The sequence below is a fragment of the Vibrio sp. 03_296 genome, assembly GCF_002265885.1.
In genome coordinates this window covers 32372-57096 of record NZ_NPKW01000123.1, presented here as the reverse complement: position 1 = coordinate 57096, position 24725 = coordinate 32372, and the positions used below count along the sequence as shown (strand labels likewise).

Annotated in this window: 22 protein-coding genes; 17 read left to right on the top strand and 5 right to left on the bottom strand. The window is 44.6% G+C overall.

All coding sequences use genetic code 11. From position 1 onward, the window contains the following. Window positions 1-83 precede the first annotated feature (83 nt). The gene (locus CIK04_RS15160; RefSeq protein WP_097352208.1) at window positions 84-2729 is read left to right on the top strand and encodes an ATP-binding protein; all 2646 of its coding nucleotides are present in this window, start codon (window positions 84-86) and stop codon (window positions 2727-2729) included. Between the two features lie 51 nt (window positions 2730-2780). Here the strand turns inward: CIK04_RS15160 and CIK04_RS15155 are convergent, their stop codons facing one another. Both CIK04_RS15155 and CIK04_RS15150 read right to left on the bottom strand, forming a co-directional pair. After that, window positions 2781-4109 carry an MATE family efflux transporter gene (locus CIK04_RS15155; protein ID WP_017421637.1) on the bottom strand — a complete coding sequence of 443 codons (1329 nt, stop codon included), beginning with the start codon at window positions 4107-4109 and terminating at the stop codon, window positions 2781-2783. Window positions 4110-4279: 170 nt separating this feature from the next. Beyond that, the gene (locus CIK04_RS15150; protein WP_011081685.1) at window positions 4280-4594 is read right to left on the bottom strand and encodes a DUF496 family protein; all 315 of its coding nucleotides are present in this window, start codon (window positions 4592-4594) and stop codon (window positions 4280-4282) included. Window positions 4595-4863: 269 nt separating this feature from the next. On the opposite strand from CIK04_RS15150, the gene CIK04_RS15145 reads away from it, so the two are divergent. The 6 genes from CIK04_RS15145 to luxQ all read left to right on the top strand — a co-directional run bounded on the left by CIK04_RS15145 (window position 4864) and on the right by luxQ (window position 11201). Next, window positions 4864-5073, top strand: coding sequence for a hypothetical protein (locus CIK04_RS15145; protein ID WP_017421653.1), 210 nt, complete (start codon window positions 4864-4866; stop codon window positions 5071-5073). 65 nt (window positions 5074-5138) lie between these two features. Beyond that, a complete protein-coding gene (locus CIK04_RS15140) occupies window positions 5139-5801 on the top strand; it encodes a YceH family protein (protein WP_097352207.1) in 663 nt (220 codons plus the stop codon). Then, window positions 5801-6097 (top strand): GIY-YIG nuclease family protein, encoded by a 297-nt coding sequence (locus tag CIK04_RS15135; RefSeq protein ID WP_017421655.1) that lies wholly within the window; start codon window positions 5801-5803, stop codon window positions 6095-6097. The genes CIK04_RS15140 and CIK04_RS15135 overlap by 1 nt, the downstream gene beginning before the upstream one ends. A 76-nt stretch (window positions 6098-6173) precedes the next feature. Then, window positions 6174-7343 (top strand): conjugal transfer protein TraF, encoded by a 1170-nt coding sequence (gene traF, locus CIK04_RS15130; protein WP_176463350.1) that lies wholly within the window; start codon window positions 6174-6176, stop codon window positions 7341-7343. 187 nt (window positions 7344-7530) lie between these two features. Further along, window positions 7531-8631, top strand: a complete 1101-nt coding sequence (locus tag CIK04_RS15125) for an autoinducer 2-binding periplasmic protein LuxP (RefSeq protein WP_039546931.1) — start codon at window positions 7531-7533, stop codon at window positions 8629-8631. Continuing rightward, window positions 8628-11201, top strand: a complete 2574-nt coding sequence (luxQ, locus tag CIK04_RS15120; RefSeq protein WP_046028660.1) for a quorum-sensing autoinducer 2 sensor kinase/phosphatase LuxQ — start codon at window positions 8628-8630, stop codon at window positions 11199-11201. Before CIK04_RS15125 ends, luxQ begins: the two co-directional genes overlap by 4 nt. Here luxQ and CIK04_RS15115 read toward each other — a convergent pair. Then, window positions 11198-11857: a PilZ domain-containing protein gene (locus tag CIK04_RS15115; protein ID WP_017421659.1), complete on the bottom strand. Its 660-nt coding sequence runs from the start codon at window positions 11855-11857 to the stop codon at window positions 11198-11200. The genes luxQ and CIK04_RS15115 overlap by 4 nt on opposite strands. Before the next feature lie 141 nt (window positions 11858-11998). Then, window positions 11999-12973, bottom strand: coding sequence for a DMT family transporter (locus tag CIK04_RS15110; protein WP_072609513.1), 975 nt, complete (start codon window positions 12971-12973; stop codon window positions 11999-12001). Between the two features lie 147 nt (window positions 12974-13120). Here CIK04_RS15110 and CIK04_RS15105 point away from each other — a divergent pair, with 147 nt between their 5' ends. Beyond that, window positions 13121-13582: an Lrp/AsnC family transcriptional regulator gene (locus CIK04_RS15105; RefSeq protein WP_011081676.1), complete on the top strand. Its 462-nt coding sequence runs from the start codon at window positions 13121-13123 to the stop codon at window positions 13580-13582. Between the two features lie 482 nt (window positions 13583-14064). Here the strand turns inward: CIK04_RS15105 and CIK04_RS15090 are convergent, their stop codons facing one another. Next, window positions 14065-14595: a hypothetical protein gene (locus CIK04_RS15090; RefSeq protein ID WP_017421663.1), complete on the bottom strand. Its 531-nt coding sequence runs from the start codon at window positions 14593-14595 to the stop codon at window positions 14065-14067. Window positions 14596-14783: 188 nt separating this feature from the next. Here CIK04_RS15090 and CIK04_RS15085 point away from each other — a divergent pair, with 188 nt between their 5' ends. The 9 genes from CIK04_RS15085 (at window position 14784) to CIK04_RS33410 (ending at window position 24720) form a co-directional block, all read left to right on the top strand. After that, the gene (locus CIK04_RS15085) at window positions 14784-15443 is read left to right on the top strand and encodes an SH3 domain-containing protein (protein ID WP_045590407.1); all 660 of its coding nucleotides are present in this window, start codon (window positions 14784-14786) and stop codon (window positions 15441-15443) included. 135 nt (window positions 15444-15578) lie between these two features. Then, window positions 15579-16055 (top strand): hypothetical protein, encoded by a 477-nt coding sequence (locus CIK04_RS15080; RefSeq protein WP_039537312.1) that lies wholly within the window; start codon window positions 15579-15581, stop codon window positions 16053-16055. Window positions 16056-16124: 69 nt separating this feature from the next. Continuing rightward, window positions 16125-17969 (top strand): protein translocase subunit SecD, encoded by a 1845-nt coding sequence (gene secD / locus CIK04_RS15075; RefSeq protein WP_097352205.1) that lies wholly within the window; start codon window positions 16125-16127, stop codon window positions 17967-17969. 2 nt (window positions 17970-17971) lie between these two features. Then, window positions 17972-18874 carry a protein translocase subunit SecF gene (gene secF / locus CIK04_RS15070; RefSeq protein WP_017421667.1) on the top strand — a complete coding sequence of 301 codons (903 nt, stop codon included), beginning with the start codon at window positions 17972-17974 and terminating at the stop codon, window positions 18872-18874. Window positions 18875-19429: 555 nt separating this feature from the next. Then, a complete protein-coding gene (locus tag CIK04_RS15065; RefSeq protein ID WP_097352204.1) occupies window positions 19430-20170 on the top strand; it encodes an SDR family oxidoreductase in 741 nt (246 codons plus the stop codon). Window positions 20171-20182: 12 nt separating this feature from the next. Next, entirely contained in the window at window positions 20183-21391 is a 1209-nt protein-coding gene (locus tag CIK04_RS15060; protein WP_097352203.1) for an acetyl-CoA C-acetyltransferase, read from the top strand. Window positions 21392-21431: 40 nt separating this feature from the next. After that, window positions 21432-21779, top strand: coding sequence for a phasin family protein (locus CIK04_RS15055; protein ID WP_011081668.1), 348 nt, complete (start codon window positions 21432-21434; stop codon window positions 21777-21779). A gap of 60 nt (window positions 21780-21839) precedes the next feature. Beyond that, window positions 21840-23612 carry a class I poly(R)-hydroxyalkanoic acid synthase gene (phaC, locus tag CIK04_RS15050; protein ID WP_017421668.1) on the top strand — a complete coding sequence of 591 codons (1773 nt, stop codon included), beginning with the start codon at window positions 21840-21842 and terminating at the stop codon, window positions 23610-23612. Between the two features lie 442 nt (window positions 23613-24054). After that, window positions 24055-24720 carry an SgrR family transcriptional regulator gene (locus CIK04_RS33410; protein ID WP_232708588.1) on the top strand — a complete coding sequence of 222 codons (666 nt, stop codon included), beginning with the start codon at window positions 24055-24057 and terminating at the stop codon, window positions 24718-24720. The last annotated feature ends 5 nt before the right edge of the window (window positions 24721-24725 follow it).

The window sequence follows — 24725 nt, the reverse complement described above, 5'->3', positions numbered from 1 at the left end:
AATTAACTTTTATTTTGTTGCTATGAAATTGGTCTAATATTAAGAATAGGCTAGGTCCCAATGCTTGCAAGGACGAAACAAATATGATGAAGATTTCTATAAAAACTCGTCTCGCCCTGCTTTCGCTGCTACCCGCTATTTTTATATTGGGTTTTACAGTGCAGGAGTTATTAAATAACCGTCGTCAGTTAGACTCTCTTGATAAAACCATCAGTCGAATACACATACAAAATGGGATTGCTGAAACGGCTTTTAGGATTTATCAGGGGGTTCAAGGAGAAATGCGTTATTTGGATGAGTTATCGCAAAGTGACTCATTCAACCAGTTTATGTACTCGCTGGATGTTTCATCGGAATTAAGTGGGTTAAAAAACGATTTAATTGAAGCGTTGTCGGAAATAAAAAGTCAACCAGCGCAAGAAAGATTGATTTCATCAGAGTGGGGGTTTGATGTTTTGCGTGAGATGTTGGAGGCCATCGAAAATGAGCATCTTCATTTGTCTCTTAATGATGCCGAAACGACGCAAAAGCTCATTACTCAGCTCATCTCCCTTTCCTATTGGGCGCAAAAAGAAGCGCTGCTCACGTACAAATTACAAACACAAGGAACGTACAGCGTTGACTATGCTGCGTTTTATCAGGCAATTGAAAGACAACAACAAGCGCTTGAGCGCTTTCTTGATTTAGGCGCAAGTCATCATCAAGTTGAAAAGCTATTGCAGTTTTTTTCATCGGAACGTTATCAAAGCAGTGTGCAATATCGAGACAGCATTGCCGCAGGAACGCTCTCTTTGGATCAGCTTAAAGCGTACAGTGTTGAGCTAGATTATCGTTTGCAAACGCTACTGTTGTTGATCAATAGTTTTTCGATTCAAGCGGAAACCAGCCTGCGCAGTCAAATAGAGCATCAACAATGGTATTTCACGGGCATGACAGGTGCGGTATTTGCCATGCTATTCGTGTTGTTTATGTTGGGTACGTCCACATGGCTAAGGGTTTACAATAAGCTCAATGCTATTTTGAATGCGTTACAAAGTTTGACTAAAGAGGATGAGCAAAGTCAGCAAACACGAGTAATCCCTGACGGCAATGACGAGTTCACCGTATTTGCCAAACAGATAAACCAAATTATTGATGAGAAGCAGCAGCAGATGGTGGAGATTATCCATGCGAAAGAGTCGGCCATTTCTGCTAACCGAGCGAAATCGGTCTTTTTAGCCAATATGTCTCATGAAATTCGCACGCCTTTGAACGGGATTATCGGAATGACTGAAATCTTGTCTCAAAGTGAACTTAGTAGCCAACAAAAGGAGATTTTAGGGGATATTGATACCTCTTCACAATCTCTGCTCATCTTGTTGAACGATATCCTTGATCTATCCAAGATTGAATCGGGTAACTTGAACATTTCGCTTCAGGAAGCGGATATTCGAGAAACGGTCTACCAAGCCATGACTCTGTTTCAATCGAAGGCGACAAGCAAAAACATCGAACTGCACATCACGATGGGAGAGGATATTCCTGCCAAAGTAATGGCGGATGATCACCGAATCAAACAAGTTCTGACCAACTTAGTCGGCAATGCAATCAAGTTCACCAAAGAGGGCTACATCTCGACATTCGTCAACTATCAAGCAGATGATCACGATCACCAAGGCTATCTGACCTTCAAAGTGACGGATACTGGTATTGGTATCGATCAAGCAAAACTAGAAACGATTTTCGAGCCGTTTACGCAAGAAGATGACAGCATCACGCGGCAATTTGGTGGAACGGGCTTAGGTTTAGCGATTTGCCGTCAGTTGGTTGCCATGATGGGAGGCGAGTTAACGGCCACGTCAACAAAAGGTTTAGGAAGCTGCTTTTCATTTACGATCCCAGTGGAAACTCTCGATACCGAAAACTGGCGTTCACCAGCGATTAAAAAAGGCTTGTTGATCGCGGATAACTATGGTTATACCAACCAACTTATTAATGAATGCCGGTTATGTGGTATTGAGTTGACGATCGCGGAAGGGGTGGAGCAAGTTCAGTTATTGAAGCCCGATTTTGATGTGGTTTTCTATTGCCACAGCCTGCACCAAAATGCGACTCGAGACTTAGAGCAACTTGAGCAGGTGATCCCTCTTCAACGTGTCGTGGTATGCCAGCATCACTTGTTCAGCAGTCATATCAACATCGAACGAGTTCATGCTCTTTTGACTCAGCCATTCTTAGGGAAACGATTCAAAGCGTGCATTGAGAGCCTGGCGCAAAACATGTCACATCCCTCCGCTTTCTCAAGTGCGAGAATACCAACCAAACAGGAAGTTCATTTCGACACTCGAGTTAGCGCATCATACGGCCGCAACCATCGCCGAATCCTGATTGCGGAAGACAATCTAATGAATCAAAAAATTGCCAGTTTTTTCTTAGAAAAGGCCGGGTTTGACTATTTGATTACCAGTAATGGGCAAGAAGCACTTGATGCCATCACTCAAGGAGGAAAATTTGATGCGGTCTTAATGGACTGTATGATGCCCGTGATGGATGGTATTACAGCAACAAGAGAAATCCGACGTTGGGAAACAGAACAAGGCAATGGAAAAACGCCAATTATCGCCTTAACAGCAAGTGTGCTTGAAGAGGATATTCAAAGCTGCTTTGAGGCCGGGATGGACGCCTACCTACCCAAACCATACAAATCTAACCAGCTTTATGACCTGTTTAGTGAACTGAAAATAGCTTAGGCGTCTCGCCTATTTTTAAAGTGGCCAACCTATGGGGTTGGCCACTTCTTATCAAGAGCGGAGTGATTCTAACTCGGCTAACTGATTGATGGCTGAGCGATACGTTAGCCATGCAACAAGCCCTGCCAAAACATTGCCAATCGCAGCGCCAATAAAGAGACCTTGGATTCCGCCTAGCTCTGCGCCTAACCAAAGCGCAGGAAGGAAAAAGGCAAATAAGCGCAATGCGGAAATACGCAGCGCAGTGTAGGAGCGTCCTAGCGCGTTGCAAATAGAAACCATCAACATGCAGATGCCCAAAGCTCCAAGGCTGATAGGGATAATGGTTAGATGAAGATTGAGGATCTCTTCAACTTGGTTATCGCTGGTCATCAAAGAAGACAACCAAGCAGACACGAATAGACTGATAATGGCTAAGCTGGTTTGAAAAAACAGAATAAAGCGACAAGCAATGGAGACCAAGCTACGAATATCTGCAAAGTTCTTTGCACCGAGAAGTCGGCCGATCATTGGAGGCATGGACATCGTTAGGGCCAAAACGGAGACCAGTGTGAAGAATTCAAAACGAGATCCTAGCGCCCATGATGCAATTGCGGCTGTGCCAAAACCCGCGATGAGTTTGGTCGCCAGCATCGAAGAGAGGGGCGGGAGCAACTGGCTGATCATCGCCGGTCCCATAATGTGGCCAACGGCTTTCACACTGTTAACGACATCCAGATCATGACGATCAAAGCTGACCCATGAGTGGCGATGTACTTTCGGAGCGACGATCATAATCCCGACACCAAAAGCCACAATGGTTGCCAGGGCGGCGCCATTGATACCGAGATCGAAAGTAAAAATAAAGAGTGGATCTAGAACTAGGTTTAAGCCGCTGGTGAGCATCATCATGGTGCCTGGCAGCATAGTGTTGCCATTCGAGCGGCAGATACTGTAGAAAAAATAGAGCATAGCGCCGACCCAAGCGCTGATAAGCCAATAGGGCCAATATGCGTCGATGACGGCATAGACACTTTCAGGTGCCCCAAGTAGGGACAAAATCACATGCCGTAAAAACCAGATGATCACACAGACCAGTGCGACGCCTACGGCACCAATGAGCAAAATAAGCCCTGCGAGTTGACGAGCGTACTGAAGTTTTTCCGCACCTAGTGCTTTGGAGATGACGGCAGTCGTCGCAATACCTAAACCCACTTGAATACCGATGATGACCATCTGTAGCGGTAGGGTAAATCCTTGTGCGGCCAATGGAAGTATACCTAATTGCCCGATGAAGGCACTGTCAACCAATTGAAAGCTCATTAAAGAGAGCACACCAAATAACATTGGCCATGTCATGGTAAAAAGTTGGCGAGCGAGAGAAGTGTTAGAAGTTGTCATATCGAATGTTTGCATCAGAACCCATCGCTAGTCTAGCGCAAGACAAATTAATAACCTAATAGTTAGGAAAGGTATTCATTGGGGATGAATACCTTTTGGGGGTAGCAAAACGCGACAAAGAAAAAGCCCCGCAAATGGCGAGGCTTAGATGTTATCGCTAAAGCGGTGGCTTATTTCTTGCCACTTGCTTGCTTGTCTTCTTCGGTTAGTTCGCGAATACGACGGCTGATGTCACGGCGTGCTTTAGAAATCTCTGCACTTTTGATGATGTGGTCATCAACACGATCTTCGTAATCGGCTTTCATGTTTTTAATAATGGTCATGATCTCATCTTGAGACATGTTTGGCTTGATGTAGTCCAGCAGGTTCTCAAGTAGCTCAACACGCTTACGGTTATCGCGAACTTTCTTTTCATTGTCTAGTAGTTCACGTTTCAATTTGTTCTTGCGGCGCGCCTGAGAAACAATTTCAAATACGGTATTCATAGGTCCCTTACCTTCAATAAAAGTGAATGATAAATTGCAAAATAACTTCAGGATGCGTGTTTGATCATTCTTATCAGCATCTTGAAGTGATTCTCGAACATACCCTGCAGAGATTAAAGCACATCATACATACTCATAACAGTCTTTAGATCAATCGAATGCTTGTCTGGTCAAGAAAAAGCCACTTCAAAGCGAGGCAATTGTCTTTCTGACCCATAAAGAGATATTATCTGCGCCAACTTAGTAAACCTGCATGATAGACAAGTAGTATGAAGTCCGATGGTTCCCAACTTGATGAGCAAATCTTCGATGAGCAAGTGCCCAAAGAGTGCCCCAAAACCAGCTTCAAGCTCAAATCTGCTTACATCGATGAACGAGTGAAACTCGAAACCATCGAAGTCGAATTGAATCGTTCCAAAATTGTCGTTGTGGATGAAAATGGCAAATTGACCAAGTTCACTCTCATACCCGAGCATTAACCCGTTGCAATATGGGGTTAGAAACGTGCTATGGTGAAGCAAGAAAATTTATAAGGAGAAGCAACATGAGAACTGAGTTGACCCCCATTGAAGCCCGTGTCATTGGTTGTTTAATCGAAAAAGAAGTCACGACGCCAGACCAATATCCATTGAGCTTAAATGCACTGACCAATGCTTGTAATCAGAAGAGTAATCGCGAGCCTGTGATGTCCTTGTCGGAATCCGAAGTTCTTGATGCTGTCGACCAACTGATTTCTCGTCGTCTAGTCAGTGATGAAAGTGGCTTTAATAGCCGTGTGAGCAAATATCAACATCGATTCTGCAATACGGAATTTGGTGATCTCAAGTTGTCTGCGCAAGAAAAAGGCATTGTTTGTTGTATGCTGCTGCGTGGGCCACAAACACCGGGAGAGTTGAGAACGCGCTCCAATCGTTTGGCGACTTTCGCAGATGTTAAAGAAGTCGAAACCGCATTAGATAAGTTGGCGAGCGAAGAGCGTGGTCAGCTTGTGGTTAAGCTACCTATTGAGCCTGGTAAGCGTGAATCACGTTATATGCATCAGTTCTGTGGTGAAGTGGATCTCGATGCATTTCAAGGTTCGGCTCTAATGACACCATCCAGTGCTGCGCAGTTTGATGATGAGCGTGTTGCTCATTTAGAAGCAGAAGTGGAGGCATTGAAGCAAGAGCTTGCTGAACTGAAGTCACTTGTGAACTCACTTCTCTAATGTCTCTTCCTACACCGTGCCCTGATTGGTCCGTTTATCTGATCAGGACACGACTTAACGCGCTCTATTGCGGCATCAGCAATAATGTAGAGAGACGCTTTTGTATGCACCAACAAGGCAAAGGGGCAAAAGCGCTGAAAGGCAAAGGCCCATTAGAATTGGTTTGGAGTGTACCTGTGGGCAGCAAAAGTATGGCGCTGAAACTAGAGCGCCACATCAAAACTTTGCGCAAACAAGATAAAGAGCGCCTAGTAAAAGGTGATCTATTACTGCAATTAGATAAATTTTGCGATTGATATCATTAATCTGAATGTAATTTTGTTAAGTCTTTACTAATATTTAGACGGCAAATAACTACAAGGATTGAATACAATGCAACGTCTGAACAAAATTGCAGTGGCAGTTGGTTTGTCTATGATGGCGCTCCCTTCTTTGGCGGCGAATCATGTTGCAGATGGACGCGGTAGTGGTATGGGAAATACCGGTGTCGCCTCCGCTGATTATCTTACCGCCCCCTTCTATAATCCCGCTTTGGTCGCCAGTTTTGAAGAACATGATGATTTTGGCCTGCTTTTACCCGCTATTGGTGTCAATGTTCGAGACAGTGACGAAAGCTTGGCAACCATTGATGATCTCCAAGACTCAATTGACGAATTTGAGGCGGCCCCCATACCTTCTCCAGGCCAAATTGACCAGTTAAACCGTTATCTTGATGATCTTCAAGGAAATGCTCCTCTTACCGCAAGCAGTAGCTTAGGATTGGCAGTGGCGATTCCCACCAAACGATTCTCAACCAACCTATTTGCACGTGGCTATTTGGAGTTGATAGCGAGGCCAAACATCGCTGACTACGTGGATACTGGCAATCAAGCCACAGATACTGAAACTCGATACAAAAACTCGTCGGTGACGATGGCGGCTTTCGGTTATGTCGAGTACGGTGTGGCTTTGGCAAAAGAGTTCGAGATTAAAGAGCAACGAATCTCTTTTGGTGTCACACCCAAAATCCAACAACTGACTACCTACTATGTTGTTCCAACTGTGGCTGACTTTGAGTTGGACGATTACGAAGAGAGCGAGCATAAAGAAAGTGCTTTTAACTTGGATTTCGGCGTGGTGTGGTTAAAGGACAAATTTCAGGTTGCGCTTGCGGTGAAAGATTTATTGAGCCAAGAGATCGATTTGAAAGACAAAAATGGCCAAAAGCAGGATGTGTATAAGCTGAATACACAAGTTTCTGCTGGCGTGGCTTACCGCTCAGATTTCTTTACCGCTGCGATGGATTTGGATTTGACCAAACAAGAGCGTTTTAAGTCGCTTGATGATGAAACCCAATTTGTGCGTTTCGGGGTTGAAGGCAATGCATGGGGCTGGGCTCAGCTACGCGCGGGTTACGAAATTGACCTAGAAGATACGGTCGAAAACGCTTTCACAGCAGGTATTGGTATTAGTCCCTTTGATGTCGTTAGCCTCGATATTGCGGGTAGCTATGCAGGTGAAAACCAATTTGGTGTATCGGGTAATTTAGCGTTCACTTTCTAAGCAAATTTATGGGTGAGAGCCGCTGAGCAAAACCGTCAATATTTGGCGGTTTTGTTTATTGATAACACTAAGTGTCAAAAACGCAAAAGTTTTGAAACCCAACTGAAATCCAATCTGGTATCGGCTTACAATTCGCGATACTCTTTACACGGTCAGGCTACACAGAAAAAACAAAAAAGATAATTAAATGAAAAAGATATTACTAACTTGTTTATTAGCGTCAGCAAGTTTTCATGTAAGCTCACATACGTCAGAAGTCCTCAGTGGGTACTGGGCTTATCAAGAATTTTTGGAAAAATTTCCTCAACAAGGCGTGCTCACACGAGAACTGTCTCAGGTGGTTAGGAATGCGCCTGTGCCTTTAAAGCGTCATCAATCCAAGCCGATACGAATTTCAGTGGTATTTCCTGGTCAGCAGATTTCCGATTACTGGGTAAGGAATCTTTCCGCGTTTGAGAAACGCATGGATAAGCTGCAGATCAGTTACCAAATCAATCAGGTTTTCACGCGGCCAAATGCCGATGTTAAGCAGCAAAGCGTTTCCTTGATGGAAGCGTTAAAGAGCAAATCGGATTACCTCATTTTTACGCTCGATACGACGCGCCACCGCAAGTTCATTGAGCATGTATTAGACTCTTCTGAAACCAAGCTGATCCTGCAAAATATCACCACACCAGTTCAAGCCTGGGACAAAAGACAGCCATTTCTCTACGTCGGCTTTGACCATGCAGAAGGGAGTATTGCGCTGGCCGATAAGTTTAAACAGCTCTACCCACAAGGTGCAAATTACTCGGTTCTCTACTTTTCAGAAGGTTATGTGAGTGATGCTCGAGGTGACACCTTTATACATCAGATGAATCACAGTGACCGATTTGCCCTAAAAAGCTCTTTTTACACCAAAGCGACCAAAGCCTCAGGCTATGAGTCCGCAATAAACAGTTTAGAGCGCTATCCTGATGTGGATTTTATCTACGCCTGTTCTACCGATGTGGCCCTTGGTGCCATTGATGCATTGAAATCTCTGGGTCGCACAAACATCAAGATCAATGGATGGGGTGGTGGTTCTGCTGAGCTTGACGCGATCGCGGCAGGTGATCTTGATTTGACAGTTATGCGCATGAACGATGATACAGGAATCGCTATGGCTGAGGCGATCAAATGGGACATTGAAGGAAGAACCGTCCCGACCGTCTTTTCTGGCGACTTTGAAGTGGTGACAAAAGAGGATTCGCCAGAACACATCGAACTATTGAAAAAACGCGCGTTTAGATATTCAGATCAGCCATGACAAACGAACAGTTGCCACGCAAGCATCAATCTTTAGCAACGCTGATTACGCGCATCATTTTCTTGGTGCTCGGACTTATTACCATTGGTATCTTTATTCAGAGTTACTACTTCAGTAATAAAATCATCAAGCAGGAAGTGATGCTCACCAAACAGCAGACCTCAGCGTTGGTTAAGAGTCTGTTTAATAATCACCTCTCTATTTTGCAAATTCATCATGACAGCAATTCAAAAAATGAGGCGATACGACGTTTTTTCCTCGATGGGGACGACGAGACGCTGGAGTACTATTTCCTGAGCATGGATCAGGCCGATCCCACTCATACGCCAGAGTTTCGCTTTTTAACCACTGGAGAGGGGCTGCTGTGGGATGACGGCAATGCGCATTTTTACGGCGTTAATGAAGTGCTGTTGGAAAAAATTTCGCAAAGTGTCCTGTTTGGCAACAACTGGCATTTTATGTCATTGCATACCCTGATGGGGCTACGCAATATGTTGGTGAGACGCTCTCCTGTTATCGATACGACAACGGGTGAAGTGCTGGGTCAGTATTACATTTCAGTGGTATTGGACAATAACTTCCCATTGGTCGAAATGCTGGAGTCTGGCAGCAACAGTGACAATATCGTCATGCTCGTTGGGGATAGGGTGATTTCTCATTCTTTGAGTGGCAATGAGCCGTATGATTTAGACAACTTGCTTGCCATGCGTGATGAGCCGAGCGCATTTGATGATTGCTTGATTAGCCAAACGCCCATTGAGATCAATTCCACTGATACCTTAGTCAGTATTCTCGCGATCCAAGAAAATAGCCATGTCGCTTCGCTTCAAAGACAACACTATTTGGGGTTGGCCACCTCTGTCGTGCTGATGTTGATGCTTTCCTTAGCCATTCGCTCTTGGATCCAAAATCGAGTTGCCAATGCACTAGAGTCACTGATGGCTTATAGCCGCTTTGCTGGGACGGGGGAAAAGTATGAGCGCTTCAATGGTTCAGACATCTTAGAATTTGCGCATATTGGCGACACCTTGGAAAACACCTTTGAGCAGTTGGAGTCGCAACGTCGCTCGTTCCAAGATTTGTTCAATTTTGCTCTCTCTCCGATGATGGTTTGGTCGGAAAGTGCTCTTCTGATTCAGATGAACCCTGCTGCAATGAAAGAGTTAGGCATTGAACACGCCTCACCTCAGGATTTCTCTAATCCGTTATTTCAACTGTTTAAACTTAAGCTATCACCGCACTTGAAAATGGCCGCTCAAGGGGCAACGTTGACGGGCATTAATGTGCCAATCGGAGAGAAAATTTTTCGCTGGAACTTATCTCCCATTGTGGTGGAAAACGGCATCAGCGGCATCATTGTGCAAGGTCAAGATATTACAACCCTGATTGATGCGGAGAAGCAAAGTAACCTTGCTAGGCGTGAAGCAGAACAGTCTGCCAAAACCAGAGCTGATTTCCTCGCCAAGATGAGTCACGAGATTAGAACACCACTCAACGGTATTCTAGGCATTGCTCAGCTTCTAAAACGTTCGGTGAACGATGCAGAGAACTTAAAACAAGTGGATGTGCTGTGTAATAGCGGAGAACATTTACTGGCAGTGTTAAATGATATTCTAGACTTCTCTAAGATTGAGCAAGGCAAGTTCAATATCAAAAAACGCGACTTTAACTTTTACGATACCCTCAATACTTTGGAGAATATTTATCGGCCAATTTGCCGTGAAAAAGGGGTGAGTTTCGAAATCCATAACCAGATCCCACTCGATTGCCAATTGCACACTGACCAAGTCAGGTTGAATCAAATTATGTTTAACCTGATCAGCAATGCGGTGAAATTTACCCCTACGGGCCGAATTGAGGTTTCCTTTAAGCTTGAGCAGTTTGCGCGCTCGGAGCACTCCATTTTATCGATACAAGTCAGTGATACGGGCATTGGTATTGACGAAAGTAAGTTAGAAAGTATTTTCGAACCGTTTGTTCAGGCGGACTCATTGTCGACAAGGGAATATGGCGGTAGCGGGCTCGGATTGACTATTGTTAAGAACCTTGTCGAGATGCTGGAAGGCGAAATCTCGGTGCACAGTGAGCTTGGCAAAGGCTCAATCTTCAACCTTTCTATTCCTGTAGAAAAAGGAGAGTGCGAGGAGCAGAAAGCACCAATAAACGCTAAACCGGAGCAGTTGTTTGGTCAGGGACTAAAGGTCTTGTTGGTGGAGGATAATCATACGAATGCCTTTATTCTAAAAGCATTTTGCCAGAAGTATCAAATGAGTGTTGAGTGGGTACAAGATGGCACTCAAGCCCTAGAGAAATTAAAAGAGCATGCATTCGATTTGATTCTAATGGATAACCAATTGCCTAAGATGGGGGGTATAGAGGCCACTCGCGAAATTCGGGAAACACTGAAACTAGGAACGCCTATTTATGCGTGTACCGCCGATGCACAGGAAAGTACCAAACATGAGTTTCTGTCGGCAGGAGCCAATCGAGTGATTGTAAAACCCATCAAAGAGCAAGAGTTGCATGATGAGTTATTGCACTTCAAAGCGCACTATTGGGTAGAACATTAGCCTAATAATCCGGCATGAAAAGAGAGTTCAAGTAGCTCTCTTTTCAGCTCTTGGCTAAGTAAAACCGACTTCTCGAACTTAATTCCGATTGACCAACCATTGGCAAGTTTACGAATGCTGGCCACTTTTGCTCCGTTGTCTGCTGAAAGAAAACGATTCAGGGTGGATTCAAGCTTCACGATGTCGCCTTTTTTAAATTCGGGTTCGACAAGCGTGAAGAAAGCACAACCAGAGAGTGAAAAATCACTCATACGGCCTTCATACAAGTTGCCATTGTGATTGAGGGTACATGCAAGATCGATCTTATACCGTTCGTGCTCACGAATGGGTTTGGTTGCCAACGTGGCCGGAAAGCGAAGAAACAGCAAGAAGTCGGGTTTGCTGATGGTCGATAATACGCTGGTTTTAAAGGCAACCACATGGCCAAGTTCTGTATCCGCGATCCCGCGTAAAATCACATCAACGTTGTCGAGTTTCCGCAGGTGCAGTTCTTCTTTATCCGCTAAGTCGATGATCAAATACTGACCGGCTTTTAGGCCAACAAAAAATGCAGGCAAGGTTAATGAGTCTTTTGGGCCAAATTCAAAGGTCGCATTGAGTCGCATCCCCGGTTTTATAAAGCGGGGGATATCATCCTTGGTGTAAGTCGAAGGCATCTTTCTTCACTATCAAAATCAACTTCCTAAACTATAAACCTCGGAACCTGATATACAAAGGCCATCACTGCGATGCGAGTGACTTTTGTTATGTTTCGTGAGCTGTTACGAAGCCTAGAACTAACTGCTAACAGCTAATAGCTAAGGCACCGACCTTTCACTTGATGGCTTGACTTGATGGTGCTGTGGTGGTCGGTAATCCATTGATGCGTCATGTCGCATAAATACATTACTTGCAATGAGACTTCCGCAGCTGACCACGAACAGGGCAATCCAAGTTAGGGGATCTGGATACTCGCCAAAAATAGGAATCGCTAAGAGAGTTGCTAATACCGGGGTCGCACTGCCAAATGCCGCACTGCGCTCTGCGCCGAGAACCTTAACAGCGTATAGGTAAGTGAACGCGGCTAACAAACCTGCTCCAATACCCTGAACAAGCAGATGTCCAAAGAGTTCATACCAAGGCCATTGGCGGATTGGTGTGTTAAGGAGATAGCTATCCAGCATACCCAAATTAACCAATATGGCTAGTAACAGCATCGAAGCGAAAGCGATCACACCAGATGCAACAAGAGGATTGAGGTTAGCGACTCGAGCGCAAATGGTAAATACTGCCCACATAAAACTGCCAGCTAAGAACAAGAAATGCCCTGTGGTTTCCTGACCGTTGGCGTTAAGCTGATTTTGGTAAAGCCCCAAATGAGGGACAAGAAATAAACCAATCCCAACGACCACCAAGCTAAGACCGATAATACGGTGTTGGCTTAACGGTTGCTTAAAGAGCAAGACAGCAATACCAGTGACAAATAGGGGAAGAGTACCTGGCACGAGCGCGCTGCCGTGGGATACAGGAACGAACTGCATCGCAGTTCCTGCCACAAGCAAATAAGGCAAGCCGCTTCCTATAAACATGCCGAGCCAATAACGAAATGGCACAGAAGCGACGCTTCGGCGTGCTCTAACGACAATTGGCAACAGGCAAATCATAGGAACAACAAAGCGAGTAAATGCGATATCCGCAGGCTGTAATGCAGAGATTGCTCCACCTTTTAGAGAGAGAAAAAAGCCCGACCAAAGTAGTAAGGTGACACCAATAGCCAGATACCCAAGCAACATAAAATACCTTGCGAAGAAATAAGTTAAACAAATGTTAATTATCGGCTATTGTTAGTAATGTTTTTTGGCAAAATATGCCTTTATTTGTTTTGTAAATGCCAAAAATTACTAATTTCTCTTGGTTTAATGATGGTAAATGGCAGGAAGATGGATAGGATTGATAAACGAATTTTGGAATTGCTGCAAAAAAATGCCCAATTGACGGCTGCGGAAATTGCCGAGGAGGTAGGGCTCTCTCCCTCGCCTTGTGCACGTCGCATTAAGAGGCTAGAGAAAGATAAAATTATTCGTGGCTATCACGCTTCTGTGGCTCGTGAACGAGTTGGGATTGCTATGAGTGTGTTTGTCGAAGTGAGTTTAAACAATCATCAAGTCGCTTCGATTGACGATTTTGAGCAAGCTATTGTGGCCATGGATGAAGTGGTCAGTTGTCATGTGGTGTCTGGCGCGTATGATTATTTGCTGGAAGTGGTGGCGAGGGATCTGGAAGGTTATGAGCTTTTTACTCGTAAGCTACAACGTCTACAAAACGTTAAGGATATCCATACGCATTTGGCTATCCGCAAGGTAAAAGAGTCACAACGAGTGCCGATCTATTCATTAAGTTAACTGAGTTGATTGTCGAACCACAGTGATGACGGCATCGATAGAGCAATAAAAAACGGAGCCTTTTGGGCTCCGCTTTAGTAACTCTTTCTTAATAGCTGCGAATTTGAGAGATCTCGCAATTGCCGGTTTGTTGATCAATTCGGAATGAGAAAGCAGCTGAATGATATTCGCCCCCATCACTCCAAATAGTCTCGCCAAAGATCTTACATAACTCGAGATCGTTAATTGATCCATACTCTTTGACGTGCCTAACTACTGAAAGTAACTTGCTCTTTGTAACGTTTTGACTATCCATGTGACTCAACCACTTGAAAACCATGTCGTTTTGCATTTTCACCAGCCAATTGTTATGTTTTATGAAAATTTATGAATAGTAAATTACTCAAAAATTCAGCATAAGTAAAGGATTATTGTGAGCTGCGTCGCTATTTTGCATCTGATTGCTTAAATTTTGTGCATATTTGGGTCGGTGATCTTCTAAGTTACTTTGCCTGCTCAGCATAGAGTTGTGCAGTCTCTAGTTGGTGTGCTTCTTTCTCATAGATTTTTCCGAGCTGGGTGAATTTTTGTTCTAAATGAGAGAAGTCGTTAGCCAGATCGTTGGACGAGGCGCTATACCATAGCGCGGAATTAAAGTTGGCGGTTCTCTTAGCTTGTTTACAGGCGTTGGCCATGGAGGACCACTGGCTTCCTATGTTTAGTGCTTGCGTTTTTTTCTCAATCAACTGATCTTTGAGAGAGCTGACGGCGTTGGCGTATTGCCGCGCGCTGCGTATCTGCTGCTCAAATTCACGATAGTGGACTCTGTCCGCATGGTTCCACAACTGGACTAACTCATCTAAGCTAAATTGTTGTGAGAGTAGCCGACGTTGTTTATGGATGGCGAGTAACGTGTTGTATTGCGTGGCTCTTGTATTGTAATAGCCTTCAAGTTCGATTTGGTTGTCCTGCAATGTTTTCCAGCCATGCGGATTACACTGACTCGCTGCAGTGAGAGGGATAGAAAACACCATCAATGATAATGCTATCAGAGCACACTTAACCATAATCGAGAGTAAATGGTGGGCTGTGCTATACAGTATATGTGATTTTGTGAGAACTATTTGTGTGCTTAATTAGAACGATACTCAAATAACTGGCAATATAGACATCCGTTTAGCAAGCCCAAACCATTGAGTCATAAGAAGGGTGGTAAGAATTCATGAAGAAAATCATGATCATATTGATTGTTGTTTTACTGCTGATTGGTGGTGGGGCAGGTTACTACGTTTTCTTTATGCAGCCAGGTAGCGAAGAAAACGTTAAAGCGGTAGAGGAGCCAATTGTTCCCGAGAAACCACAGCCAATCATGGAACTGCCAGCCCCCGAGCCTGAAATCACCGACTATTACGTTATTGAGCGCCGAATTGACGTGAGGAATAAACCGGATCCGCAAGCGCTGATTATAGATGCGTTGTATAAAGGCGAGAAGATCACCATTCTGGAAAAGCAAAATGGCTGGGGAAGAATTTCCGACTATCTAGTTTACGAAGAGGGTGGTGAAGAAAGGGCGGAGTGGGTCGACATGACAAAGCTCTCTGATGCGAAACCGATCATCGAAGAAATGGAGCGCTTGGAGATCTTAGATGGTTATCTTGTTAAGTCTGATGATTTAAAAGAGCACCGCGACGTTTATCGAAAATACACGCAGATGTTGCTGAACGATGGTACTTGCAAACCAGAGGATTTTGAGGAGCTAGGCGGTTGGGTGCGATCGGTGACGTTTCAAAATAGGGATGTCTACTTCATCTACTGTGGCGGTTTAGCCCAAGAAAACAAGATTTACCTCGACGTTCAAACAGGTGAGATCTTTTATCGATAATTAACGTACCTTATTGGTCGGTAGGCTTTTATAGGGTTAACTTTTAGAACTTTTTAGTTGAGCTAAATCACATCCGGGCATACTATGCGAGAGCAGGCAAACTTGCCTGCTCTTTTTGATCTTCAGAGAAGAGTTATGCACAACAGCTTACTGCGATTATTTGCTTTACTACTTACATTGGTGATGATGCCAGTGGAAGTGATTGCATCTATTGCAGAGAGCAATCAGCGTAATCATGCAGCAAATGGTCAATTTACGGTGCTCAAACACCAAATTGGCCCCACAACACAAGAAACAACCCAGCACGAAGAATCAGACTCTTCACCACTGCCAGTATCAGAATCCCACTTCAAAACAGACGCTGCAGGTATTCTCAACGCTGGTCGCTGGAACGTATCTCAGCGAGAAGAAAACGCATCCGACACAACGCCTTTGATGTTTGGCGATGGGCACGCAAGCCCAGATGCGCTACCGAACGTTCATGTCAATGTTTTCTGTGCCATAGCTCGTAAAGCTCTACAGACTCAGTATCACTACGTTGCCAATCATCGCTTAGCGGGTTGGAAAGAAACCAATGCCATGTATGTGGCACTCAATAGTCAGTTCTCGTAACTCAGTCCAACAAAAACACATTTTATTTTGACTGTATTAACTCTGTCTTTTGCGACGGAGGGGAACTCTATGACAAAAAAACATAAAGCAGCGCAGAAGTTGCTTAACCACTATTCCGCTTGGAAATACGTGGTGTTGATGACGACACTGGTTATTTTAACGTTAAGCGCAATTCCAACATGGTTTGGTGAACAGCCTTCAATCCAAATTTCTTATCAGAATAATGCCAAAGGGCCGACAAGCGAGCATTACGACGTTGTACAGCTAAAAGGCTTGCTTGAGCATCAATCGGTTTCAGTCGACAAGGTGACAGAAAAAGAAGGCGTGACGACCTTAGTTTTCTCTGATGAAAATGCGCAAAGCCAAGCGAGAAAAATTTTAGACAACACTCTTGGTGATGATGCCAACATCAGCTTTTCTTATGTTTCTGTGGCACCGCAATGGCTTTCTGATATGGGATTCAACCCTATCAAGTTGGGTCTAGACTTACGCGGTGGTGTGCAATTTTTACTTAACGTCGATGTAGATAAAGCGTTCGACGAACAACGTGATGTTTTATCAGATGAAATTCGTGCAATGCTGCGCACGGAAAAACTTCGTGGTGTTCAGGTTCGCAATACTGGCACTGCCCAACTGGCCGTACAAAGCGATAATGCGGTGGCGTTGGAAAAAGTGAGCAACTATCTACGCAGCAACTATCCTAACTGGCAAGTTCGCACTCATTCCGACTCATTGGAAGTGAAACCTTCGGATGCTTATGCTGCGGAATTTCAAACCACAACTCTTCAGCAAAACTTGAAGATCATGCGTGGTCGAATTGAAGAGCTTGGTATTACTGAAGCGTTGGTTCAACGTCAAGGCGCTCACAGCATTCGTATTGAACTGCCAGGCGTGCAAGACCCTGCGCAAGCGAAGAATGTGATCGGTGCAACGGCAAGCCTAGCATTCTATTCCGTCAAATCGCCAAGTGATGCCAGAAGTGGTGATGATTTAGTGTTGCAAGACGCCGATGGCCGTTCCGTCGTGCTTGAGAAGAGACCGGTGTTAACGGGTGAACATATTGTCAATGCACGAGCAGGTGTCGACAAGATGGGTATGTCGGAAGTCAACATCTCTTTGGATCACGCTGGTGGTAAGAAGATGAGCGATTTTTCCGGCACTCACATTGGTAAACCAATGGCGACCGTTTATCGTGAATACACCACTCAAGAAAATGGTGACATTGCTCGTAGTGAGCGTGTGATCAGTGTTGCCACCATTCAGTCACAATTAGGCAGTCAGTTCCGTATTACTGGGGCAGGTAGCATGGATGAAGCGCAACAACTTGCGTTGTTGCTTCGTGCTGGTTCGTTGACTGCGCCAGTTTCGATTGTTGAAGAGCGTACCATTGGCGCGTCATTGGGGGCTGAAAACATCCAAAATGGCTTTGCGGCACTTGCTCTCGGTATGGGCTTAACACTGACGTTTATGGCGTTGTGGTATCGCCGTTTAGGTTGGGTTGCAAACGTTGCACTTGTTGCAAACATGCTCTGTTTGCTTGGCCTAATCGCCTTGTTACCGGGTGCCGTATTAACCTTACCAGGGATCGCAGGCTTAGTGTTGACTGTTGGTATGGCCGTGGATACGAACGTGATTATTTTTGAGCGAATCAAAGATAAGATGCGTGAAGGAAGAAGCATGGCACAAGCGATTGATAGCGGCTTTGACAGCGCGTTTGCCACCATTTTGGATGCAAACATCACCACGATGATCACCGCCGTTGTTTTGTATGCGATTGGTAATGGTCCGATTCAAGGCTTCGCTTTGACGCTAGGACTCGGCTTATTAACCAGTATGTTTACCGGGGTATTTGCATCACGCGCCATGATCAATTTGGTGTGGGGTAAAGATAGTCGTCGTAATGTGAGGGTATAATCATGGTTGAATTTATGAAAAAACACATCCGCGCTATCCGCTACCTAACCAGCGTGATTTCCTTGGCGTTGATGGTGGTCTCTTTAGTGGCATTGGGCCTGCGTGGCTTAAATTTAGGTTTGGACTTTACTGGCGGTATGGTGACCGAAGTCAAGTTGGACACAGGGTTAACCAATCACCAACTTCTGGATCAATTGAAACCCGTATTAGGCGAGTCAACAACGGTCACTAAATCGGGTGAAGAGGGGAGATGGATTATTCGTTACTCCCTGCCTGAAGGGGAAACTCAAGCGCCAAACATTCAGCAAGTGTTAGAGGGTGTGTCCCATCATGTCACCACCATCAGCAACAGCGTAGTCGGCTCGCAAGTTGGCCAAGATCTTGTTGATCAAGGCGGTATGGCGTTGTTGATCAGCATCTTGTGTATTCTCGGGTATCTTTGTTTCCGTTTTGAATGGCGCTTAGCGAGTGGTTCTCTACTCGCACTGCTTCACGATGTGGTGCTTGTGTTGGGTTTTTTTGCGATCACACAAATGGAGTTCAACCTAACGGTATTTGCCGCCATACTCGCTATCCTTGGTTATTCATTGAACGACTCAATTATCATTGCGGACCGGATACGAGAATTGCTGATTGCCAAACAGAATGAAACCACGGAAAACATTAACGACCAAGCGGTATTAGGAACCTTCTCGCGCACAATGGTGACATCGGGAACCACCTTAATTACGATTGCCGCACTATGGTTTATGGGCGGTAATGCATTGGAAGGCTTCTCGACCGCGATGTTTATTGGTGTGCTATCGGGTACATGGTCGTCTATCTCGATCGGTACCGTGTTGCCAGAATGGCTGCATCTAAAACCGGAGCACTATTTACCAGTACAAGTGGACACTGCACCATAAAAGAGCAGCATCTTTATTCGAAGTTAATAATAACTTTGGAATAAACCAACAAGACTAAAAATAAAAGCCACAGATAATTGTGGCTTTTATTTTATGCGAGAAAAAATGGAAATATATATATGTTCCATTAGCATGAAAGAGAACTTAATTTTGTTGTTTATCATTAAATAGCACTGTGCTTATTGATTTATTTATACTTAAGTATAATGTCTGAGTTTCTGTTCATATCTGTTATGTAACACGCAAAAAAGAGAAAACTCCTTTCCTAACAAATGCTTACAATTGCATATCTCAAAGTCGAGTCATCATAAGTTGTTGTTTTAAATTGCTTATTTAAATTGTTAACCTTTTTATAACATTTCATTCCTTATGGGATCTAGCTCAACCTTACGCGCAATTTTTCAAATTTTATTTGAAATGTCACATTTCTAAGTTAGCTTAAATATATAGATAAGTGTCAACGAAGACACACTGAATAATATTTAATTTGTCAGTTGGTAATTATTTGCCAATGGATGTGCGCTAAATTTTTGCTGTTAAGAATGGAGTTCTTAGATGAAAAAAGTCGCTTTGATCACTGGATCAAAAGGCGGGATTGGTTCTGCAATTTCTTCCCAACTTGTTGAAAATGGTTACCGTTTAATTGCTACTTATTACACGGGAAATCATCAATGTGCGTTAGATTGGTTTAATGAAAAAGGCTTTACCGAAGATCAGGTCCGCTTATTTGAACTGGATGTGACGAATACAGAAGAGTGTGCCGACCGCTTGAGTAAATTACTGGAAGAAGAGGGGACGATCGACGTCGTCGTCAATAATGCCGGTATTACTCGTGATGGGGTGTTTAAGAAAATGACCCCGAAATCTTGGTTTGATGTCATTAATACTAACCTCAACAGTGTGTTCAACGTGACTCAACCGCTCTTTGCCGCCATGTGCGAAAAAGGGGGGGGGCGAGTGATCAATATTTCTTCTGTAAATGGCCTTAAAGGTCAGTTTGGCCAAGCTAACTATTCTGCGGCTAAAGCTGGCATGATCGGCTTTTCCAAAGCCCTCGCTTACGAAGGTGCCCGCAGTGGTGTGACGGTCAATGTCGTTGCTCCAGGTTATACCGCTACACCGATGGTCGAGCAAATGCGCGATGAAGTGCTCGAAGGCATCAAATCTCAAATTCCTATGCAAAGACTGGCAACACCAGAAGAAATCGCCAAAGCGGTTGCTTTCTTGGTGAGCGATGCAGGCGCATACATTACGGGTGAAACACTGTCGGTAAACGGCGGCTTATACATGCATTAAAGGGATGTTGAGATGGAAAAAGTATTTATTGTTGCGGCCAAACGCACCCCGATTGGCGCTTTTGGCGGCTCGTTGAAAACGGTAGCGGCTGGTGAATTGGCATCTGTCGCCATCAAAGGTGCAATTGAACAAGCCAAAGTGGATGCTTCACTGATTGATGAAGTGATCGTGGGTAATGTGGTGAGTGCTGCACAAGGTATGGGCATTGGTCGTCAAGCCGCAATCCTAGCAGGCATCCCAGCAGAAGTGCCTGCTTACACCCTCAATATGGTGTGTGGCAGTGGCATGAAAACCGTTATGGATGGCGTTTCTCATATTCGCAGTGGTGACGCAAAAGTGGTGGTGGCAGCTGGTGTCGAAGTGATGTCACAAATCCCTTTTACAGTGCCTGCAAACGTTCGTGATGGCAACAAGATGGGTCATATGGCACTGCAAGATTTGCTGATTGCTGATGGTTTGACTGATGTTTTCAATCAATACCATATGGGCGTTACAGCAGAATATGTCGCGAAAGAAGTGGGCATCACGCGTGATCAGCAAGATGAATATGCATTGGCGAGTCAACAGAAAGCCGTAGCGGCGATAGAAGCTGGCAAATTTAAAGACGAAATTGTGCCCGTTGAAGTGACCGTACGTCGCCAAACAGTAACGTTTGATACTGATGAATATCCAAAAGCCAACGCAACGCTTGAAGCGCTAAAAGGGTTACGCCCAGCTTTTGATAAAGAAGGCACGGTCACTGCGGGCAATGCTTCTGGTATTAATGATGGGGCGAGTGCCGTGATTCTGGCATCCGAGCAAGCGGTGAAAGAATACGGTTTGCAACCTATCGCAGAAGTGGTGAGTTACGCACAGTCTGGCCTTGACCCCAAAATCATGGGATTAGGTCCCGTAGAGGCTGTTAGCAAAGCGCTTGAAAAAGCACAACTGAGTACAGCAGACATTGATGTGTATGAGTTGAATGAAGCCTTTGCCGCCCAAGCACTAGGTGTGATTCATCAACTTGCCGATAAACACCAAGTGTCAGTAGCATCGATTCAAGACAAAGCGAACCCGAACGGTGGCGCAATCGCATTAGGGCATCCGCTAGGTGCGTCTGGTAACCGAATTCTCGTGACGTTAATTCATGAGCTTCAAAAACAAAACGGTCAGTATGGCGTTGCGTCACTATGTGTTGGTGGCGGTATGGGAACGGCAGTGATTGTGAAAGCAGTTAAATAATACGGATTAAACAACATCTACAATTGTTAGGAGACACACCATGTATACGGATTTTTTCAAAACTTTCAGTGACCAAACAGAAAAAAATCTTCAGCCATACTTCAAGTTCAACAAGCTTGTGACAAAAAATGTTGAAGTACTGACTGAGCTTCAGCTAAACGCTATTCGCACATACAGCGAAATGGGTCTAGCGCAAATGAAAGCAGCATCTGAAGTGAAAGATGTGACGTCATTGGCTTCTTTTAACGGTCAACAACTGAATGTACTGACTAAGCTTTCTCAGCAGATGCTAGACGACAGCAATAAACTTCAAGCGATTGCTAAAGAGTTTAAAGATGACGTTGAGAAGCTAACTTCGGAAAACCTTAAGACTGTTACCCCAGCGTAACTAGTCCCACTATTACGCCGCCAATAGGCGGCGTTTTTTTCCGAATCAGGGAGTACCATTATGTTACAGCACTTCTTTTCGGACTATCTTGTTAAGCTCCAAGAGACCAATCAACAGTGGTGGCAGGATTTTGAAGTTGGCAAGGCAGCCGTCAATTCTCCTTTAAACAAGGCAATGCAAGAAGTGAACTTTGAGGATACCGCGAAATTCTTTGAAAAAGCGGCGAATCAACCACAAGCCATTCTGCAACTGCAAACGCAGTGGTGGGAGCAACAACTGCAAATTTGGCAGAATGTTGCGCTATCTGGCAATACTCAAAGTATCATTGAAGCGGACAAAGGGGATAAGCGTTTCTCAAACGAAGCGTGGCAGTCCGAAGCTATGTATAGCTTTATCAAACAGTCTTACCTTTTATTCAGCAAGACCTATATGGATACCATTGACGCCATAGAAGGTCTGGATGAAAAAACCAAAGAGCGCATTAGCTTTTTCTCTCGTCAAGCCATTAACGCACTTTCTCCATCAAACTTCATCGCGACCAACCCAGAGTTATTGAAATTGACGATCGAAAAAAATGGTGAAAACTTACTCGCGGGGATGGAACTGCTCAGAGAAGACGTTGAGTCGAGTGCAGACATTCTCAAAATTCGCATGACCAGCAATAATGCGTTTCGCATCGGTGAAGATATTGCGACAACGGCGGGTGACATCGTTTTCCAAAATGATCTGTTTGAATTGATTCAATATCGCCCGTTGACAGAGCAAGTGAACGCAACTCCGCTTTTGATCGTTCCTCCTTTCATTAATAAATACTATATCCTTGATCTCACAGCCAAAAACTCCATGGTTCGCTGGCTGCTAGAACAAGGCCACAGCGTGTTTATGATGTCGTGGAAAAACCCGGGTAAAGCGCAAGCCAATGTCGAGTTCGGGGATTATGTGACCGAAGGCGTCGTCAAGGCTGTGACTGCGATTGAAGAAATTACGGGTCAAGAGCAGATTAACGCAGCGGGTTACTGCATTGGTGGCACTGTATTGGCGTGTACGGTTGGTTACTATGCTGCGAAGCGCATGAAAAAGCGCATAAAGTCAGCGACCTTCTTTACAACGCTACTCGATTTCTCCCAACCAGGCGAAGTGGGTGCGTACATTAATGACACCATCATCAGTGCCATTGAGCTGCAAAATAACGCCAAAGGTTACATGGATGGTCGTTCGTTAAGTGTGACGTTCAGTCTGCTACGTGAAAACAGCCTCTACTGGAACTATTACGTCGACAACTACTTAAAAGGCAGCAGCCCTGTTGACTTTGATTTGTTGTATTGGAATAGCGACAGTACCAATGTGGCGGCGGCAACCCACAATTTTATGCTGCGTGAGCTCTATTTGAACAACAAACTTGTTCAAGACAAAGGCGTGAAAATTGGTGGTGTTTGGATTGATCTCGATAAGATCCGTATACCGAGTTACTTTATTTCAACCAAAGAAGACCATATCGCGTTGTGGCAAGGCACTTATCGAGGCGCGCTTAATATGGGCGGCAATAAAACCTTTGTACTAGGTGAATCAGGTCATATTGCGGGTATTGTTAACCCACCGGCTAAGAACAAGTACGGCTTCTGGGTGAACGACAATCTCGATGAGTCAGCCGACGAGTGGCTCTCCAATGCACAGCATAAAGAAGGCTCTTGGTGGACGCATTGGGATCAATGGTTAGCGCAGTTTAACCCTGATGAAAAAGTCCTTCCATATCGACAAGGCTCTGAAGCCAATCCTGTTATCGACATTGCTCCAGGACAGTATGTCAAGCAGGTACTACCGATCACAGAGTAACCTTGGTTCTAACCTCAGCGCACTGCATGTAAAACCGGCAGTGCGCTTTTTCTTCTTGTCACCTTTGAAAGACACTCAAGTACTTTTGTGGTGGTTGATAACTCTACGTTGGCATGCACCTGCATAAATCGCGCATCTTTTTCTATTAATTATTCCTATTTTCGTTGCTCGGAATGAGCGACACTGCACGTGTGTTTACCTGATTTGGGTAAAAGGGCTTTTCTTTTTGAACAAAGACGCTAGTCGATCAATGTTCTTACTGTAGGGGACTGCTATTATCTACCGTACCCACTTTCACAGAGGCTCCATCTAGTTGGAGTCTCTGTGCTATTTTAATAACTATAAATTACCCAATGTTTTGATGAGTCTGCATAAAGTGGGAGCAGACACTGACAGGCTTTATGGTCATCTTTCATCCATTGGCAAAACATAAAAAGCTATTGTGAGCGAAATAAATTTAAGACGATTTCATCAACTGCTGTCGCGATATGAGTTGTACACCTGCCACTCTGTCAATATCGACGACTTGGAAAAAACACTGTCGACTTCAAGAAGAAACACCTCCATTGTGATGAAGAACCTTTCTGAATCGGGATGGATTGAGTGGCAACCTTCAGTCGGCCGCAGTCGCACGAGCCAACTAAAAGTGGTTTCTTCATTTGATGAGGCATTGTGTGATGTCATAGCCGAAGAGTTAAAGCATGGTCGATTTGCACTCATCACCCGTTTGCTTGAGGTCTATGGACAAGCCACGATTCGCGCTCTGACACAAGCGACAGAAAGACAAAATCAAGCGAATGAAGAGAACAATCAATTATTAATCACCCAATATCCTTGGGTCGATACGCTAGATCCACTCTGCACCATGCGTTTGGCAGAGCTACAGGTGATCAAAAGCGTATACGATACCTTGTTTAAACAGGATGAGTACGGAGAACTGAAACCTTCACTTGCGCACGCTTGGCACATAGAAGGAAGAAAACTGCACATATGGTTGAGGCCCGATATTGTGCGTCATGATGGAAAAATACTTTCTGCGCAGCATGTCGCGTGGAGCCTAGAGCGACTAAGTCATTCACAAGGGCCGGTATTGCATCTGTATGAATAGATGGA